16 protein-coding genes are annotated in these 16,059 nt (G+C 47.2%); 13 read left to right on the forward strand and 3 right to left on the reverse strand.

Annotated features, from left to right (window positions below; all coding sequences use genetic code 11):
- Positions 1-19: 19 nt before the first annotated feature.
- On the reverse strand, positions 20-583 hold the full coding sequence (locus OCU49_RS09160; protein ID WP_336605376.1) for a DUF2062 domain-containing protein: 564 nt from the start codon (positions 581-583) through the stop codon (positions 20-22).
- 41 nt (positions 584-624) lie between these two features.
- Here OCU49_RS09160 and OCU49_RS09165 point away from each other — a divergent pair, with 41 nt between their 5' ends.
- From OCU49_RS09165 to kdsB, 6 genes are all read left to right on the forward strand, one after another.
- Complete coding sequence (locus tag OCU49_RS09165; RefSeq protein WP_261844675.1) at positions 625-2,961, forward strand: DNA internalization-related competence protein ComEC/Rec2; 2,337 nt, start codon at positions 625-627, stop codon at positions 2,959-2,961.
- Positions 2,962-3,027: 66 nt separating this feature from the next.
- Positions 3,028-3,648 (forward strand): MotA/TolQ/ExbB proton channel family protein, encoded by a 621-nt coding sequence (locus OCU49_RS09170; protein WP_261844676.1) that lies wholly within the window; start codon positions 3,028-3,030, stop codon positions 3,646-3,648.
- Positions 3,649-3,657: 9 nt separating this feature from the next.
- Positions 3,658-4,080: an ExbD/TolR family protein gene (locus OCU49_RS09175; RefSeq protein ID WP_261844677.1), complete on the forward strand. Its 423-nt coding sequence runs from the start codon at positions 3,658-3,660 to the stop codon at positions 4,078-4,080.
- 3 nt (positions 4,081-4,083) lie between these two features.
- Positions 4,084-5,088 carry a tetraacyldisaccharide 4'-kinase gene (gene lpxK / locus OCU49_RS09180; protein WP_261844678.1) on the forward strand — a complete coding sequence of 335 codons (1,005 nt, stop codon included), beginning with the start codon at positions 4,084-4,086 and terminating at the stop codon, positions 5,086-5,088.
- 9 nt (positions 5,089-5,097) lie between these two features.
- Positions 5,098-5,283, forward strand: coding sequence for a Trm112 family protein (locus OCU49_RS09185; RefSeq protein ID WP_261844679.1), 186 nt, complete (start codon positions 5,098-5,100; stop codon positions 5,281-5,283).
- Positions 5,284-5,296: 13 nt separating this feature from the next.
- A complete protein-coding gene (gene kdsB, locus OCU49_RS09190; protein WP_261844680.1) occupies positions 5,297-6,064 on the forward strand; it encodes a 3-deoxy-manno-octulosonate cytidylyltransferase in 768 nt (255 codons plus the stop codon).
- Positions 6,065-6,128: 64 nt separating this feature from the next.
- Here the strand turns inward: kdsB and OCU49_RS09195 are convergent, their stop codons facing one another.
- Entirely contained in the window at positions 6,129-6,437 is a 309-nt protein-coding gene (locus OCU49_RS09195) for a DUF1272 domain-containing protein (protein ID WP_261844681.1), read from the reverse strand.
- A gap of 160 nt (positions 6,438-6,597) precedes the next feature.
- Between OCU49_RS09195 and OCU49_RS09200 the strand changes: the two genes are divergently transcribed.
- Complete coding sequence (locus tag OCU49_RS09200) at positions 6,598-7,086, forward strand: low molecular weight protein-tyrosine-phosphatase (protein ID WP_261844682.1); 489 nt, start codon at positions 6,598-6,600, stop codon at positions 7,084-7,086.
- Positions 7,086-8,111 carry a UDP-N-acetylmuramate dehydrogenase gene (gene murB / locus OCU49_RS09205; RefSeq protein ID WP_261844683.1) on the forward strand — a complete coding sequence of 342 codons (1,026 nt, stop codon included), beginning with the start codon at positions 7,086-7,088 and terminating at the stop codon, positions 8,109-8,111. The genes OCU49_RS09200 and murB overlap by 1 nt, the downstream gene beginning before the upstream one ends.
- Positions 8,112-8,213: 102 nt before the next feature.
- On the opposite strand, the gene rne is transcribed toward murB, so the two are convergent.
- A complete protein-coding gene (gene rne, locus OCU49_RS09210; protein ID WP_261844684.1) occupies positions 8,214-11,192 on the reverse strand; it encodes a ribonuclease E in 2,979 nt (992 codons plus the stop codon).
- 60 nt (positions 11,193-11,252) lie between these two features.
- On the opposite strand from rne, the gene OCU49_RS09215 reads away from it, so the two are divergent.
- The 5 genes from OCU49_RS09215 (at position 11,253) to OCU49_RS09235 (ending at position 16,056) form a co-directional block, all read left to right on the forward strand.
- The gene (locus OCU49_RS09215) at positions 11,253-11,537 is read left to right on the forward strand and encodes a hypothetical protein (protein WP_261844685.1); all 285 of its coding nucleotides are present in this window, start codon (positions 11,253-11,255) and stop codon (positions 11,535-11,537) included.
- Positions 11,538-11,959: 422 nt separating this feature from the next.
- On the forward strand, positions 11,960-12,952 hold the full coding sequence (rluC, locus tag OCU49_RS09220; RefSeq protein WP_261844686.1) for a 23S rRNA pseudouridine(955/2504/2580) synthase RluC: 993 nt from the start codon (positions 11,960-11,962) through the stop codon (positions 12,950-12,952).
- A 67-nt stretch (positions 12,953-13,019) separates the two neighbouring features.
- Positions 13,020-14,123 carry a DNA-binding protein gene (locus OCU49_RS09225; protein ID WP_261844687.1) on the forward strand — a complete coding sequence of 368 codons (1,104 nt, stop codon included), beginning with the start codon at positions 13,020-13,022 and terminating at the stop codon, positions 14,121-14,123.
- A 182-nt stretch (positions 14,124-14,305) separates the two neighbouring features.
- The gene (cysB, locus tag OCU49_RS09230) at positions 14,306-15,280 is read left to right on the forward strand and encodes an HTH-type transcriptional regulator CysB (RefSeq protein WP_261844688.1); all 975 of its coding nucleotides are present in this window, start codon (positions 14,306-14,308) and stop codon (positions 15,278-15,280) included.
- A gap of 29 nt (positions 15,281-15,309) precedes the next feature.
- Positions 15,310-16,056 carry an SDR family NAD(P)-dependent oxidoreductase gene (locus OCU49_RS09235; protein WP_261844689.1) on the forward strand — a complete coding sequence of 249 codons (747 nt, stop codon included), beginning with the start codon at positions 15,310-15,312 and terminating at the stop codon, positions 16,054-16,056.
- The last annotated feature ends 3 nt before the right edge of the window (positions 16,057-16,059 follow it).

Below are 16,059 nucleotides of genomic sequence, written 5' to 3' on the forward strand. Positions count from 1 at the left end.
GGGGTAATTCAATATGCACTTATTGGTTCTTGTTGCTATTGTTTTTGCGGCGACGCTTCCAGCTACGGTTAACCTGCCATACCCAGAATGCCTGCATTAAAAAATAGCCAAGTATGCCGGCTACAATCCCACAGATAACAGATCCCAGTAATAGTGGTTGCCAGATATGGCTTAGCCCGCTGGACAGCCAGTCAACGCTCAGCTCGAACTCCATTGCCTGTGCCGGTAAGTCCATCAGCCAGACGCCAACAAGGTATGTGAAATAGAAAATTGGCGGCATGGTAATTGGATTGGTAATCCATACCAGACCAACAGAAATCGGCAAATTACTGCGTATAAAGAGAGCAAGGATTGCGGCAAGTAGCATTTGTGCTGGTATCGGCAGAAATGCGCAAAATAATCCGACCATAAAGGCTTTGCAGACCGACTTGCGGGTCAGGTGCCACAGGTTTGGGTCATGAATGTACTCACCTAGCCAGCTGAGATGCCGGTTCTCTTTGAGCTTTGCCTCATCGGGCATGTATTTGCGAATCAGTTTGCGCGGCATTCGTGACGGACTTATATTGTCGAATGGGAGCGTCATTATGCCTACTCCCGCTGCTTAAGCCAACTGTGAGATCAAGGATGATCGGTTTTAGTATTGCAATAGTTCTGAGTTGTTACTCATCTTTACCTGCTGCCGGTTGGTTGTGGTGTTGTGCTGTATTCATTTCATATTTCTTGCCATTGTGTCGACGTTACGGTGTTTTCAGCTTTTGTCTGGGTATGGTGTACGTTTGCCTCTGGGGTCAGTGGCAAATGAGTCATCGTTTGCCAGCGCAGGAAGGTGCTTATGATCTTGTTATGACTGGAGTTGTGACTGGCTTGCCGGATGAGCTTTCTGATCGGATCAGGTTTGAATTGCAAGTCGATCAGGAAGATGTCACGCCATTGGATAAGCTCAGGCGGGTGCGTTTGACCTGGTACCGGCATACACAATCAGTTCAGCCAGGACAGCGTTGGCGATTGTCTGTACGCTTGAAGTCTCCCCGTAGCTTAGTTAATCCTGCTGGATTTGATTTTTCTGCCTGGCATCTGTCTCGGGGAATCGATGCCCGTGGCTATGTGCGGTCTGATTTTGTACCCGAATTACTGGGTGAATCGAATTTCGGTTTAGTGTGGTTTGACAGGCAGAGATATGAATTAAGTCGCTGGCTGAGCAGTTCGGATTTTGTGCCCCGTGATATAGCGACATTACAGGCTTTGTTGTTGGGTGATAAAAGGCTGCTTTCAGAGAGTCAGTGGCAGTTGTTAAAAGCGACTGGCACTGTGCACTTAGTGGTTATCAGTGGCCTACATATCGGAGTGGCCTGTTTACTGGGGTACTGGATTGCAGCACTAATACAGTTGCCTTTGGTGATCGGCAGGATTCAGGTAGCTGATCTTAGGCTTTGGAGAGTTTTCGCTGGCTTGCTGTGCGCGATTATCTACGCGGTGTTAGCAGGCTTTACCATTCCGACACAGCGGGCACTGATAATGGCTGTGGCCATATTGTTGCCACCTGTTTTTGGTATGTCGTTAACTGTTTGGCAGCGTTGGTGGTTAGCGCTGCTGTTAGTGTTGTTGGTTCAGCCACTAAGTCCGCTAGAGGCTGGTTTTTGGCTGTCTTTTGCTGCAGTAGCTATTTTGCTAATGGCAGCATCAAGATCGTCTCATGCAGGATTTTGGTCACGTATTAAAAACGTTATTGGGGCTCAGGCCGCTATTTTTATCGGACTGTTACCTTTGTTGCTGTTGTTTACCGGAACCTTTTCGCTTATTTCCCCAGTGGTGAATGTGTTTGCCATTCCTTATATCAGTTTGCTGTTATTGCCTGCGCTAGTGTTATTAATACCTTTGATGGCGGTTGATTTAGATGATGTACCGGTTGTAATCATTCATGAAATGCTGTCGATATTCTGGGAGGTGCTGGGTTGGCTTAGTGAAAATCTAACTGAGTCGTGGCTGGTTACTCTGCTTGAACAGAGGCTTTCTGAGAGTGTTAGTTTTCAAACTGATTATGTACTGCTGGCTAGCGTAGGAATTTGTTTGCTGTTTCTTCCAAAAATAGTGTCGGCACGTATCTTTGGCGTGTTCTTATGTTTGCCGATTTTGTTTGCGGGTGGCGAAAGTATCCCCGGTAAGAGCTTTAAGGCATGGGTTCTTGATGTGGGGCAGGGGTTGTCGGTCTTGGTAAAAACAACAGATCATACTTTGTTGTTTGATACAGGTGCCAGTTATCAGGGCGGCAGTGTTGCTGATGGCTTTGTGGTGCCTTCTTTGAAGCGCTTGGGAGTGCATTCTTTAGACTGGTTAATAATCAGTCATGGTGATAATGACCATGCTGGCGGTTTTGTACCTGTTTATCGGGCTCTCAGGCCTGGTGAAATTTTGACGGGGAGCGCAGAGTGGCGTGTTAAACAGTTAGATGGGAGTGCAAATTATAATATCAGTAAATGTGACCCGGGCCGGCGTTGGCAGATTGATGGGGTTGCCTTCAGGTTTATTCAGTCTGAGAGTGTCATTGCGAAGAAAGAGAATAATAAGTCCTGTGTGCTGCTGGTCGAAAATCAACAGTGTCGCCTGATTTTGCCGGGAGATGCTGAAGCTGTTGTTGAGAGGCAGGTAGCACTGAATGAAAACTATCTTGCAGCAAAATATACATGGCTGGTAGCGGGACATCATGGAAGCAATACATCGACAAGCCGTATCTGGCTGGACTGGCTGAAACCTCAGAAGATTATTTTTAGTAGTGGTTACAATAATCGTTATGGGCATCCCGCAAAGCAGGTTCTGCAGCGAGTCAGTATGCAGTCAATACCATGGCTGGATACAGGTCAGGATGGAGCTGTTATTTTAAGTGCCGGAAAGGGTGGCTGCACCACTGAGGCGCTGCGGCATGTTAAGTGGCGATATTGGTTAGTGGATTCTATTCGCCAATGAGTCGCTATGTTACAGTAGCGCAGCGTTATTTTAGCAGTCTGTTTGTATGTGTTTGGGAGGAAGTGAGTGTTTGAATTACTTCAGTCCGGTGGTTGGTTGATGATACCGATTATCGGTTGTTCCGTGATTGCTCTGGCGATTTGTTTGGAACGTTTATGGGTATTGCAAAAGGACCGGGTTGCTCCGGCAAATCTATTAGCAAGGGTCTGGGAATTAGCGCGTAAGAAAGAATTAGGTGCTGAACAACTGAATCAGATTCGTAATGAAAGTGCTCTGGGTAAGATTATTGTTGCCGGCCTGAATAGTTCACCCCATGGCCGGGAAATCATGAAAGAAAGTATTCAGGAAGCCGCCAGCCATGTGGTACATGAGCTGGAGCGTTTTTTGAGTGCTTTAGGCACCATTGCATCAATCGCGCCTCTGCTGGGATTGTTAGGAACAGTTATTGGCATGATTAAGGTGTTTTCGGAAATAATGCTGCAAGGTACGGGTAATGCCAACGTGCTTGCCGGTGGTATTTCTGAAGCACTGATAACAACTGCAGCGGGTCTGGCTGTGGCTATTCCTGCACTTATGTTTCATCGCTATTTCCAGCGCAAAGTTGACACTTTGTTGGTGGAAATGGAGCAGGAAGCTATCAAGCTGGTTGAAATTGTGCACGGTGACCGCGCCGTGGATTACGAATAAGGTTTAACAGTGAAGTTTAGACGTACCCGTCCAGCGGATGTAGATGTAAATCTGACCCCCTTAATTGATGTGGTTTTTTTACTGCTGATTTTTTTTATGGTGACGACAACTTTCACGAAAGAGACGCACTTGGCGGTTGAGTTGCCAGAAGCAGATGGCTTGGTTGCGGAAGTTCAGGCCGATTTATTGGAAGTTGTCGTTAACGAAGCGGGTAGCTATAGCGTTAATGGGTTAGCACTGATTAACAGTCAGGCAGAGACGCTTCGTCGGGCCTTAATTAAGGCTGCTGGCGATAATCGAGGCCTGCCATTTGTGGTGACAGCGGACGCTAAAACACCCCATCAGGCTGTTGTTACAGTTATGGATGTTGCTGGTAAGATGGGTTTTTCAAGTTTGAGTATTACGACTCAAAAGCCTGAAGCGGAGCAATAGTTTGTGCTTGAACAGGCATGGTATAAGCAACGGGTTTGGCTGAAAGCTTTACGTCCACTTTCAGCATTGTTTGTTGCGCTTACTAAGCATCGACGCCAGCAATATGTGAGTGGTAATAAGGTCATCTGGCAGTCGCCTGTGCCGCTGGTGATCGTTGGAAATATTTCAGTTGGAGGGACGGGAAAGTCTCCACTGGTGATTTGGCTGGTTAACTGGTTACGTGAGCAGGGGTATAAGCCTGGTGTTATCAGTCGTGGTTATGGTGCAAATCCTGCTTCTTTTCCTTTTAGTGTTACATCTGCAACCTTGCCGGCTGAAGGTGGTGATGAGCCAGTGATGATTGCCCGCCGCACTTCTGCTCCTTTAGTTATTGATCCTGATCGTCCTGCTGCTGCCAGGTATCTTCTGCAGGAATTTGATTGCGACATTATTATCAGTGATGACGGTATGCAGCATTATGCATTAGGCCGGGATATTGAAATTGCTGTTGTTGATGGGCAGCGTGGTTTTGCAAATGAACGCTGCTTGCCTGAAGGGCCGTTGAGAGAGCCGGTAGAGCGTTTAGCCTCAGTAGATTTCATTGTTATGAATGGTAAGGCTGAGCATGTACTTAATTATCCTTTTGCTGAGATGCATTTAGTTGCCGGTGACATTCAGCCGGTAGATATACACTCAGAGCAAGAAGGCCTGGCTCCTGTGCAATTTGCACGGGGGCACGCGAAAGTGCATGGGGTTGCTGCGATTGGCAATCCGGAGCGGTTTTTTATAGCGCTGGAACAGTTTGGTATGAAGGTTAAGCGGCATGCATTTTCAGATCACCATGCTTATGAAATCAGTGATTTTTCTTTTGCTGATGGTGAAAGCATTATCATGACTGAAAAAGACGCGGTAAAATGTGCCCATATTCCACTTAAAGATGCCTGGTATATGCCGGTTGATGCGCAACTCGATACAGAGTTTGCTGATAAGCTGGCGGAGCATTTGAAAGCATTAAAATTTAAAAAATAAGGTTATTACATGGATAAGAAGCTGCTTGATATTCTGGTGTGTCCTGTCTCTAAGGCGCCTGTTGAATATAATGCCGAAACAAATGAGTTGATCTGTCGTGCCAGCGGACTGGCTTATCCTGTGCGTGATGATATCCCGGTTATGCTGGAAACAGAGGCGCGTACACTGAGCTCTGAAGAGCGTCTGGATAAGTAAGGCGGATTTAAGCATGGGTTTTTCTATCGTAATTCCGGCACGTTTTGCGTCTTCCCGTTTACCGGGTAAGCCATTGGCTGATATTGCCGGTATGCCGATGATACAGCGTGTTTATCAGCAGGCTTTAAAGAGTGAAGCTCAGCGGGTAGTGATTGCAACTGATGATCAGCGTATTTACGATGCGGCTGTTGCCTTCGGGGCTGAGGTTTGTATGACCCGGGCTGATCACCCTTCTGGAACGGACCGGTTGCAGGAAGTTGTTCAGAAGCTGGGCTTTTATGCTGATGATATTGTGGTAAATGTGCAGGGTGATGAGCCCCTGATTCCTCCTCGGGTTATCAATCAGGTGGCGCATAATCTGATGGCAAATCTGGATGCCAGTATTGCAACACTTAGTGAGCCTATCAGTGATATCGATGCCGTGCTGAATCCGAATGTTGTTAAGGTTGTCAGTGATACTCAGGGCCGGGCACTCTATTTTAGTCGTGCACCGATCCCCTGGCCGCGGGATGCATTTTCTGATCTGCAAGGGCGCAAAGCAATACCTGTCGGAGTGAGTTTTCAGCGCCATATTGGTATATATGCATACCGTGTGAAGTTGCTGAATGACTTTGTCCGCTGGGAGCCTGCTCCGCTTGAGGTGGTTGAATGTCTTGAACAGCTGCGTGCGATGTATAACGGAGCGGTTATTCATGTAGATGTCGCAGACGAACTGCCACCTGCAGGTGTTGATACTGAAGCTGATTTAGAGCGTATCCGGGCACTGTTTAGTAACGAATAGACGGGTATTCTTGTTGTTGAAGAAGCGCTTTGTTACTACAGCAAAGCGCTTTTTGTATATAGTTTTACCGTTCCCATGGTTGTATCTGCTTAGCGGTTGCTGCGAATTGCCTGATTTCGTCTTCAGTGTAAGGAGTATGTACACGGGTTGAGCTTGCTGGCTGGTGAGTCAGGCTGACATCATTTCGACGAGCAGTTACAGGGCGTATTGGTCTGGGGCAGAAGTTGCCTCCACAGTTGGGGCAAACGTTTTCCAATATTAATTCCACACATTTCCTGCAGAATGTGCATTCATAAGTACAGATGAAAGCCTCTGAAGAATCAGGCGGTAAGTCTTTGTCACAGTTCTCGCAATTTGGGCGCAGGTCCAGCATATGATAGGTTCCTGTATAGAATAAATCTGTCAGAAGGTAAGCATGCAGTGTATATAATAGCGCTGTAGATTCGGTTGTACATGGCTTGTTTTTGTAGGTACGGGAGCTGTCTTTTGGTAAGTTCTTGCGCTTTTTATATTCGAGGAATACAGAGGTGTTAATGCAGAAAAATAAAACCACAGTGTTGTTCGTTTGTTTGGGTAATATCTGCCGTTCACCGACGGCGCATGGGGTCTTTCGTCAGTTGGTAGAAGATCGGGGGTTGTCAGCGTTAATTGAAACTGATTCCGCTGGAACAGGGGCGTATCATGTTGGTGAGCCGCCTGATCGACGGGCTACTGCGGAAGCCGCAAAGCGTGGATATGATTTAGCTGATTTGCGAGCGCGTCAGGCTGTTGCAGCTGACTTTGGTTATTACGATTATGTAATTGCGATGGATGAACAAAATTTGGCCGGTTTACGTGGGATATGTCCGTCTGATTATTCTGGTTGCCTGGCAATGATGACTGACTTTACCGACAGCTATAAAGGTGAAGTGCCGGATCCTTATTTTGGTGGTGCTGAAGGGTTTGCTTATGTTCTGGATATGCTGGAAAGCGCCTGTGGAGGTTTGCTTGATAGAATTGAGTCTTCTGGAGTGAAGGGTTAATGGAGTTTTTTGAAAATTATTCACTAAAGAGCAGTAACAGTTTTGGGTTCGAGGTCTCTGCAGAGTTTTGTTGTTCGGTAACCAGTCTGAATGAATTGCGTGAAGCGCTGGCGTTTGCTGAAAGCCAGAATTTAGATGTGTTGGTACTTGGCGGTGGAAGTAATCTGATTTTAGTGGGTGATATTGCAGGCTTAGTTATTTTAAACCGCCTTAGTGGTATTGAGGTGGAAGCTGATCTTAGTGATGCTGGTAAAGTTCGTGTAACTGGTGCTGCTGGAGAGAATTGGCATGAGTTTGTTCGCCACACTATTCAGTATGGTGCTTACGGGCTTGAAAATCTGTCTCTGATTCCGGGTACCGTCGGTGCTGCTCCTATGCAAAATATTGGCGCATATGGTGTTGAGATTAAAGATCGGATGGTTAGTCTCAAGGCGTTAGACAGGGTTACTGGTAAGGTTTGCGAGTTCTCTACAGAAGCCTGTGAATTTGGTTATAGAGACAGTGTTTTTAAGCAGCGGGATGCTGGCAGATACATTATTACCGAAGTCTGCTTTTTACTGAGTCGTGAAATCAATCCTGTGCTGGATTATGCGGGATTAAGAGATCGGTTTAAGGCGCAGGGAATAGCAGAGCCTACAGCACTGCAGATAAGTGACTTAATTTGTGAGATTCGCCAGTCTAAATTGCCTGATCCGCTTGAGATTGGAAATGCGGGTAGCTTCTTTAAAAACCCCGTGGTATCGATCGCTAAACGACAGTCTATTCTTGATTCTAATCCAGGTTTGGTCAGTTTTCCCGAGGGTGAAGGATATAAGCTTGCTGCGGGCTGGTTGATTGATCAGTTGGGCTGGAAAGGGCGTCGACAGGGTGATGCGGCTGTATATGATAAGCAGGCGCTGGTGTTGGTGAATCATGGTGCTGCAACCGGGGAAGATATTTTGCGGCTTGCCCGGGCTATCCAGGATGATGTGTTAAATCATTTTAATGTTGCGCTTGAAATCGAGCCCCGTACCTTTCCTGAGTAATTATTCCCGGATAGGCATTTATCGGTAAGTATAAAAAAGCCAGCTATAAGCTGGCTTTTTTGGGTTTTCTGACACCGGGTTGGCCGGTGTCGCTGATCAGATTTAAGCTTCTGTTGTTTCGCTGTCAGTCTGATTGTTGGCTGCATCCTGCTGATGGCCGCGCGGATCATTCGGTGCTCGGCGCTGACGACGCTGGCGTGGAGCATTGTCCTGATCTGCTGCTATCGGTGCCGGACGACGCGGAGTTGCCGGCTGAGGCTCGATAGTTGCTGTTGGTGCTGTCTGCGCTTTACGTGCAGGGCGTTGACGACCGCGGCGCTTTGTCGCAGAAGGATCTTCTTCAGCAGGTGTTGCAACTGGAGCTTTCGGTTGTGTTACCGCAGTTTCATCAGCTTGATTTTCTTCAGCTGTGCTTACATCAGAAGCTGTTGCCTCTGCTGTAGCTGCTTCGGATACTGGAGCTTCACTCTCAGCAGTGTCTGCCTGAGTACTGGTCTCTGCTGGTGCAGCTTCTTCAGTAGTTGCTTCTGAAGCGGTATCAGTCTTTATATCAACTGTTGTAGTTTCTTCCTGCTTGGTCTCTTCAGAAGTTTTTTCTTCGGGCTGAGCTACTTCAGCTTCAGAAGGTTTGGCTTCTTCGGTCTTTGCTTCCTCAGGCTGAGTGTCTTCAGCTTTGGCTTCTTCAGACTGAGTGATTTCAGCAGTAGGTGCTTCAGCAACAGTTTCAGTAGTCGCTGCTTCTTCAGTAACTGGGGCTGATGTATCAGCAGTAGTTTCTGTGTCAGCAGCGTTTTCACTGTTTTCTGTAGCTTCAGTAGTTTCTTCGCGCTTACGGTCTTTGCGAGGACGGCGCTGGCGACGCTTGCGCTTAGGCTGTTCCTCATCGGCCGCAGTTGTATTTTCCTGAGGAGCGTCAATCACTGCTTCAGCAGCAATATCTACCTGTGTGTCTTCAGTATTAACTGGCTGCTCTGTGTTCAGTGCTATTTCCTGCTCGCTGCCACTGCGACGCGCATTGCGTTCACCGCGACGACGGCGACCACGGCGGCGTTCACCACGGTTACGGCCATCTTCCTGAACTTCAGTTTCCTGTTGTTGCTGCAGGTTTTCTTCCTGTACTTCAGGCTTGTTGCGCTTCTGATCACGATCACGTTCATTACGGCGACGGTTGCGAGAGCGACCTTCACCGCGAGGCTTGTCATTGCGTGACTCTTGCTGTTCATCGTTAGATGCGCTTTGGGTTTTATTTTCACCGCGTTCGCGTTCATCTTTACGACGACGGTTGCGACGGTTGTTAGGTCGCTTGCGGTCGTTTTTATCTTTGTTGCGTGGTTTTTCCTGCTCTTTTTTCTCTTCTTCGGTATTTCCAAAGAAGTTTGTAATTGCAGAGAAAAGGCTGCCCAGCAGTGACTTTTCTTCACTCTTTGCCGGTTTAGCAGGGGCTGCAGGTGAAGTTGCTTCGGTGCTGACTGGCGCCGGTGTTGGCGGAGCGACAGTGCGTACAGCAGCTTTTTCACGAACAGGCGCGTTAGTTGCTGTGTCAGGTTCAGCAATATCTTCCGGTTCAGGTTGCATTGTGTAGCTTGCGTCGTTGGTGTTGATCACAGTGTGGTCATCACGCAGACGTACAACTTCATAGTGCGGCGTTTCCATGTTTGGATTTGGCACAATGACGACACGTACGCTCTGACGCTGTTCGATATCGTGCACTTCGCTACGCTTTTCGTTCAGCAGGAAGGTTGCTACAGATACCGGCAGAATTGCACGGATTTGAGCGGTGCGCTCTTTAGCTGATTCTTCTTCGATAAGGCGAAGGATTGAAAGCGCCAGTGATTCAGTGTCACGGATAGTACCCTGACCGTTACAGCGTGGGCATACAGAGCCACGGCTTTCGATCAGTGACGGACGCAGGCGTTGGCGGGACATTTCCATCAGGCCGAAGCGGGAAATGCGACCCAGTTGTACACGGGCACGATCAATTTTCATTGCGTCGCGCATGCGGTTTTCAACTTCACGCTGGTTTTTTATCGGCGTCATATCAATGAAGTCGATAACAATCAGGCCGCCGATATCACGCAAACGTAACTGACGGCCAATTTCTTCAGCGGCTTCAAGGTTTGTGTGTAGTGCTGTTTCTTCGATATCGCTACCGCGGGTTGCCCGTGCGGAGTTGATATCAATAGAAACCAGGGCTTCAGTCGGATCAATTACGATCGAACCGCCTGATGGCAATTGTACTTCACGCTGAAACGCAGTCTCGATCTGGGTTTCAATCTGGAAGCGGTTGAACAGAGGAACCTGTTCAGCATATAGCTTGATTTTTTGTTCGTAGCTAGGCATTACCTGCTTAACAAAGTTCAGCGCGTCCTGGTGAACTTCTTCACTATCGATCAGCACTTCGCCGATATCCTGACGCAGATAGTCGCGGATAGCACGAATAACTACATTGCTTTCCTGATAAATAAGGAAAGGTGCAGCGCGTTCGCTGGATGCTTTAGTAATGGATTCCCATAGAATCAGCAGGTAATCCAGATCCCATTGAAGCTCTTCAGAGCTGCGGCCAACGCCTGCAGTACGGATAATGACACCGGTTTTTTGCGGGATGTTGACGCCGTCCATCGCTTCTTTAAGCTGCTTACGGTCATCGCCTTCGATACGACGGGATATGCCGCCAGCGCGAGGGTTGTTTGGCATCAGGACAAGGTAGCGACCAGCCAGACTGATGAAAGTGGTCAGGGCTGCGCCTTTATTACCACGTTCTTCTTTGTCTACCTGAACGATAACTTCGGTGCCTTCAGCAACAACATCTTTAATGCTTGGGCGGCCGCCTTTGTCGCTGCCTTTTACGAAGTATTCGCGAGAGATTTCTTTAAGCGGCAGGAAGCCGTGGCGCTCAGCACCGTAATCAACAAAAGCAGCTTCAAGACTTGGTTCTACGCGGGTAATTTTACCTTTGTAGATGTTGGCTTTTTTCTGTTCGCGGGAGCCTGACTCAATGTCCAGGTCGTATAAGCGCTGGCCGTCAACCAGGGCTACGCGCAACTCTTCAGGTTGAGTTGCATTAATTAGCATTCTTTTCATGTTGTGTTAGCGTTCTCTTATAACACTAACGTATTTCATCTCTATCAGCGCTGTTTACGCATGGGGACAGGTCTTATCCTGTCACGTGAGTCCAATCTTCGTAACGACATTAATAGTTCAGTTTTTGCCAGTCTGGTGCGTTATGCATTGCAGACGGGTCTTATCGACGGTGGAGGAAACGGCAACCTCTATCAGTATCTGATCGTGGCTGTTACTGCGGATCTTTCAGGCCGGTTGATTCAGTCAGATTACTTATTACTGACTGTTTTTCGGGCTGATGGCACGCAGGTTCCGGGTTGGCGACATCTCCACCTCCAACTGGCCAAAACAGTACCAGAAGGATGAAATACGTAGTTAATTCTGTTGTTTTGATGTTGTTCTTTACGTGCCTGTCTCAGGCCGAATCACCAAAGCTAGCTCCAGGCAATCAGTTCACTCTGTGACTTCAGCATATCTGTTTGTGATAATGCTGTTAAGTGAAGGGTTGCGGAAGCCTTTTGGGCCTTTTCTCTGGCTGCTTTGGGATAAAAATACGTAAATATTTCATCATCTTCTGCGCAGGCTGTCGGATAAAGCCCTGATTTGGTTATTGACATCAGGTTATTTATCCATAAAAGCAAATTAGCTAAAGCCAAAGGCCTGCAGCAGCGCTAGAATATAGCAGCTATTAGCAGGTGCATCAATTCATAGATGTACCTGAATCTGTCTCATACTGGCAGATTTTGAAAATTTCTGTTCAGTATCTGTACGAGTGCCAAATTTTTACCATGTCCGAAAATAATGATGCCCCGAAAAGCCAGGTTCAGTGGTTTGATGTTGATGCTGATCTCGCTGGGCAACGCATTGACAACTTTTTACGTACCAAGTTAAAAGGTGCGCCTAAAACGCTTATTTACAGAATTTTGCGTAAAGGCGAGGTGAGAGTTAATAAGAAGCGAATAAAACCTGATTATCGCCTTCAGGAAGGCGACCTGGTACGGGTTCCTCCGTTACGGCTTGCTGAAGCGCGCGAGGCTCCTGTTGCCAGTGCTGGATTAGCTGCGAGTCTTGAGGCAGCTGTGTTATATGAAGATGCCGATGTGATGGTGATTAATAAGCCTTCCGGCCTAGCTGTTCACGGTGGGAGTGGTATTAGTCTTGGTCTGATTGAAACATTGCGTCAGATTCGGCCGCAGGCTAAATTTCTTGAGTTGGTGCATCGCCTCGACAGAGATACTTCAGGCTGTATTATGGTTGCAAAAAAACGTAGCGCTTTACGTTTTTTGCACGAAGCTTTGCGGCATAAAAAGGTCACTAAGATTTACAATGCATTAGTTGATGGCAAGTGGTCGACGAGAAAAACAAAGGTTGATGCGCCTTTGCAGAAAAATGAACTTAAATCGGGCGAGCGCGTCGTAAAGACGCACCCGATGGGCAAGGAGTCGCTGACTGAGTTTAAAGTTCTGCAGCGTTTTGCAGGATACGCTACTCTGGTCGAAGCGCGTCCTATTACAGGCAGAACTCACCAGATTCGCGTGCATTGTCAGTTTGCCGGTCATCCGATTATCGGTGATGATAAGTATGGTGTGGATTCTACCGATAAGTTCATGCGCCAGTTTGGCCTGAAGCGTTTGTTTTTGCATGCCGTTGAACTTCGGATGCCTTTGCCTTCAGGTGGCCGAAAGGTGATTAAAGCACCTTTAGGTGATGTGTTACAAAAAGGTATGAGTAATTTACAGCAACATATTGCTGAGCGTAATCAGGCTGCGGGAGCAGAGTAACTCGTTAGCCGTTATATAATTTTAAACCTGCTGGTTATGCAGGTGTGTTTTTTATCAGGATGTTTCAATGAGTGACAGGGTTGACCCGACTATCTTTAATCTAACTGCGGATAGCATGTTGCAGCGAGGGGTTATTCCAACAGCTGAGCTAATCGCAAAAGAGCTGAATACTGAACCGGATTGTCTCGCTGAAATGCTGAGTGAGTGGTGGGATAGTTTATCCGGACGTTTACAGGCTGTTAACGGTGCAATGATTTCTGTGCCGGATGTACCAAGTAGCCTTAATAAGTCGTTTCAGACGCTTTGGAATCAGGCCATTCAGGAAGCTCAGGCGCTGGTAACAAGTGATAAGGAAGATCAGATACTCGCCGGTGAAGAGTCACGTAAGCATAGTGAGCAAGAATTAAAGCGTCTCTATGAAGACCAGACTGAGCAGCAGAATAAGTATCGTAGTTTACGTACTAAGATGGAAGCTGAGACCAGTCAGATTCAGGCATTGGATGCTGAAATTTCTGTTTTAAAGATAAATCTTGGTGCAGTAACTTCTGATCTTAAGACAGCCGAACAGCGGCATCATAACGTTGAGCAGGAATTGGCGCTGCTGCAGAAGAAGTTAGATGATTCCAAGCGTACATTTGATCAGCGCGTAAAGGATGAGCAGCGTCACAGCCTTGAACAGGTCAGTAAAGCTGAGGCTGATGTGCGTTACTATCGCGGTTCGCTGGATAAAATCCGTGATGAGAGTGGTCGTAAAGAGTCGGCTCTGACTAAAGAGATTCATGATCTGCAGGCGGTTGTTGCTAAGAAAGATGTGAAGCTTGATTCGCAGAAGAATCAGGTAAAGATTCTTGAAGATGAACTGAAGCGTTATAAGACTGATGTTGATCTTGGGTCGCGCCAGTTAAATAAGGTATCCGGTTCAATTCTGTCTGAGCAGAATAAGAATAAGCGTCTGGCTGATAAGGTTAAAGAGTTAACTGAAGAAACTAAGCGCCTTAATCAAAAGCAGTTAGCTGCAGCTAATGAAGCCACCCGTCGTGAAAGTGCATTACGGGGGCAGGTTAAACTGAAAGATGATGAGCTGATTCGTGCTATCAGTCGGGTGACCGGTCTTGAGAAACGGATAACCTCTCAGGATGAAGAAATTCGTCGTTTAAAATCCCGTCTTTAATCCCTTCTGTAAAATAGCCTCTACAGTTTACTGTAGGGGCTAGCAACCACAGTAATTCTGTGTGAATATATGTCCTATATAATTATTAGTTATTAATAATGTCTTTGTTACTTCTGTTTTGCTGATTATTCGAGCGGGGTGCGTTCAGCGGGACAGTTTTTGATCCGAGTCTGGAGGTTTGCATGAAGTTGCAACAGTTGCGCTATATCTGGGAAGTTGCCCGCCATGATCTGAATGTTTCGGCTACTGCTCAGAGTTTATATACATCGCAGCCGGGTATTAGTAAGCAGATTCGCTTACTTGAAGATGAGTTAGGTGTAGAAGTGTTTGCCCGCAGCGGTAAACATTTGACCCGGGTGACACCGGCTGGCGAGAAAATTCTTGAAGTGGCCGGTGATATTCTGCGTAAAGTCGAGAGTATTAAGCAGGTTGCTCAGGAATTCAGTGATGAAAAAATGGGCAGTCTTGATGTAGCGACTACTCATACGCAGGCGCGTTACGCATTACCTGAAACAATTAACGGTTTTATGCAGTCTTATCCTGATGTGTCACTGCATATGCATCAGGGAACGCCGATGCAAATTGCAGAAATGGCTGCTGATGGTACTGTGGATTTCTGTATTGCCACAGAAGCGATGAGCCATTTTAATGATTTGATCATGATGCCGTGTTATCGCTGGAATCGTTCAGTGGTTGTGCCTAAGGATCATCCTTTAGCGCAGATTTCCCGTCTTACGTTGAAGGACATTGCTGAGTTTCCAATCGTGACCTATGTATTTGGGTTTACTGGCCGCTCTAAGTTGGATGATGCGTTCATCCGTGAAGGTCTTGATCCCCGGGTCGTCTTTACTGCGGTTGATTCTGATGTGATTAAAACCTACGTCCGCTTAGGTTTGGGGGTCGGCATTATTGCTACTATGGCATTTGATGAAGCTGCCGATCACGGTCTGGTATGTCTTGATGCCAGTCATCTGTTCGAAGCAAGTTCTACTAAGATTGGATTCCGCAAGGGAACCTTCCTTCGCGGCTATATGTACGACTTTATACAGAAGTTTGCGCCACATCTGACACCCGAAGTGGTTAGGCAGGTTCAGGCCTGTAATAACCGTGCAGAAGTAGAAGAGCTGTTCATGAATCAGGAGCTGCCCGAGCTCTGAGATGCTTTTAAAGTACAGAGGGAGTATTGATGCAGTTATTTGATCTGACCGACAAAGTAGCACTGGTGACAGGTGCTACTTCCGGTATTGGTATGCAGCAGGTAATTGCACTGCGCAGCGCCGGTGCCAGCGTTATTACGCTGGGGCGTCGACAGGAGCGACTGGATCTTTTAACCGAAAAAGATTCGCAGGTTGCTTCTATAGTGGCTGATCTTGCTGATATCAGTAAGCTGGATGCTATTGTTGCAGAATGCCTGCAGATACATGGCCGCATCGATATTCTTTGTAATACTGCAGGTGTGAATCTTCGTCAGCATGCTGATGATGTGACGCCGGATGACTGGGATCTGACTCAGGATCTTAATCTGAAAATTCCTTTTTTCCTGGCGCAAAAATTAGTACCTCAGATGGCTGAGCGAGGCTGGGGAAAGGTTATCAATGTGGCATCATTGCAGTCCCGCCGTGCTTTCGCTAACGGTATTGCTTACGGTGCATCTAAAGGTGGCGTTGAGCAACTCACCAGGGCAATGGCGGAAGCTTGGTCTTCCCGGGGCGTCGCCTGTAATGCAATAGCGCCAGGTTTTTTTCCAACCGAATTAACTCAGGCTGTATTTGATAATGATTCACTTGCTGAGCAGTTAGCACAGCAAACGGCGATTGGGCGTAACGGTGAATTAGAAGATCTGAGCGGTGTGTGTATCTTCCTGGCCAGTCATGCGTCAGATTACATTACTGGCCAGACAATCTTTATTGATGGCGGCTTTACTGCAAAGTAAGGC

Origin of the sequence: Aliamphritea ceti, from assembly GCF_024347215.1 — a bacterium.
In the GTDB taxonomy this organism is placed as follows: Bacteria; Pseudomonadota; Gammaproteobacteria; order Pseudomonadales; family Balneatricaceae; genus Amphritea; species Amphritea ceti.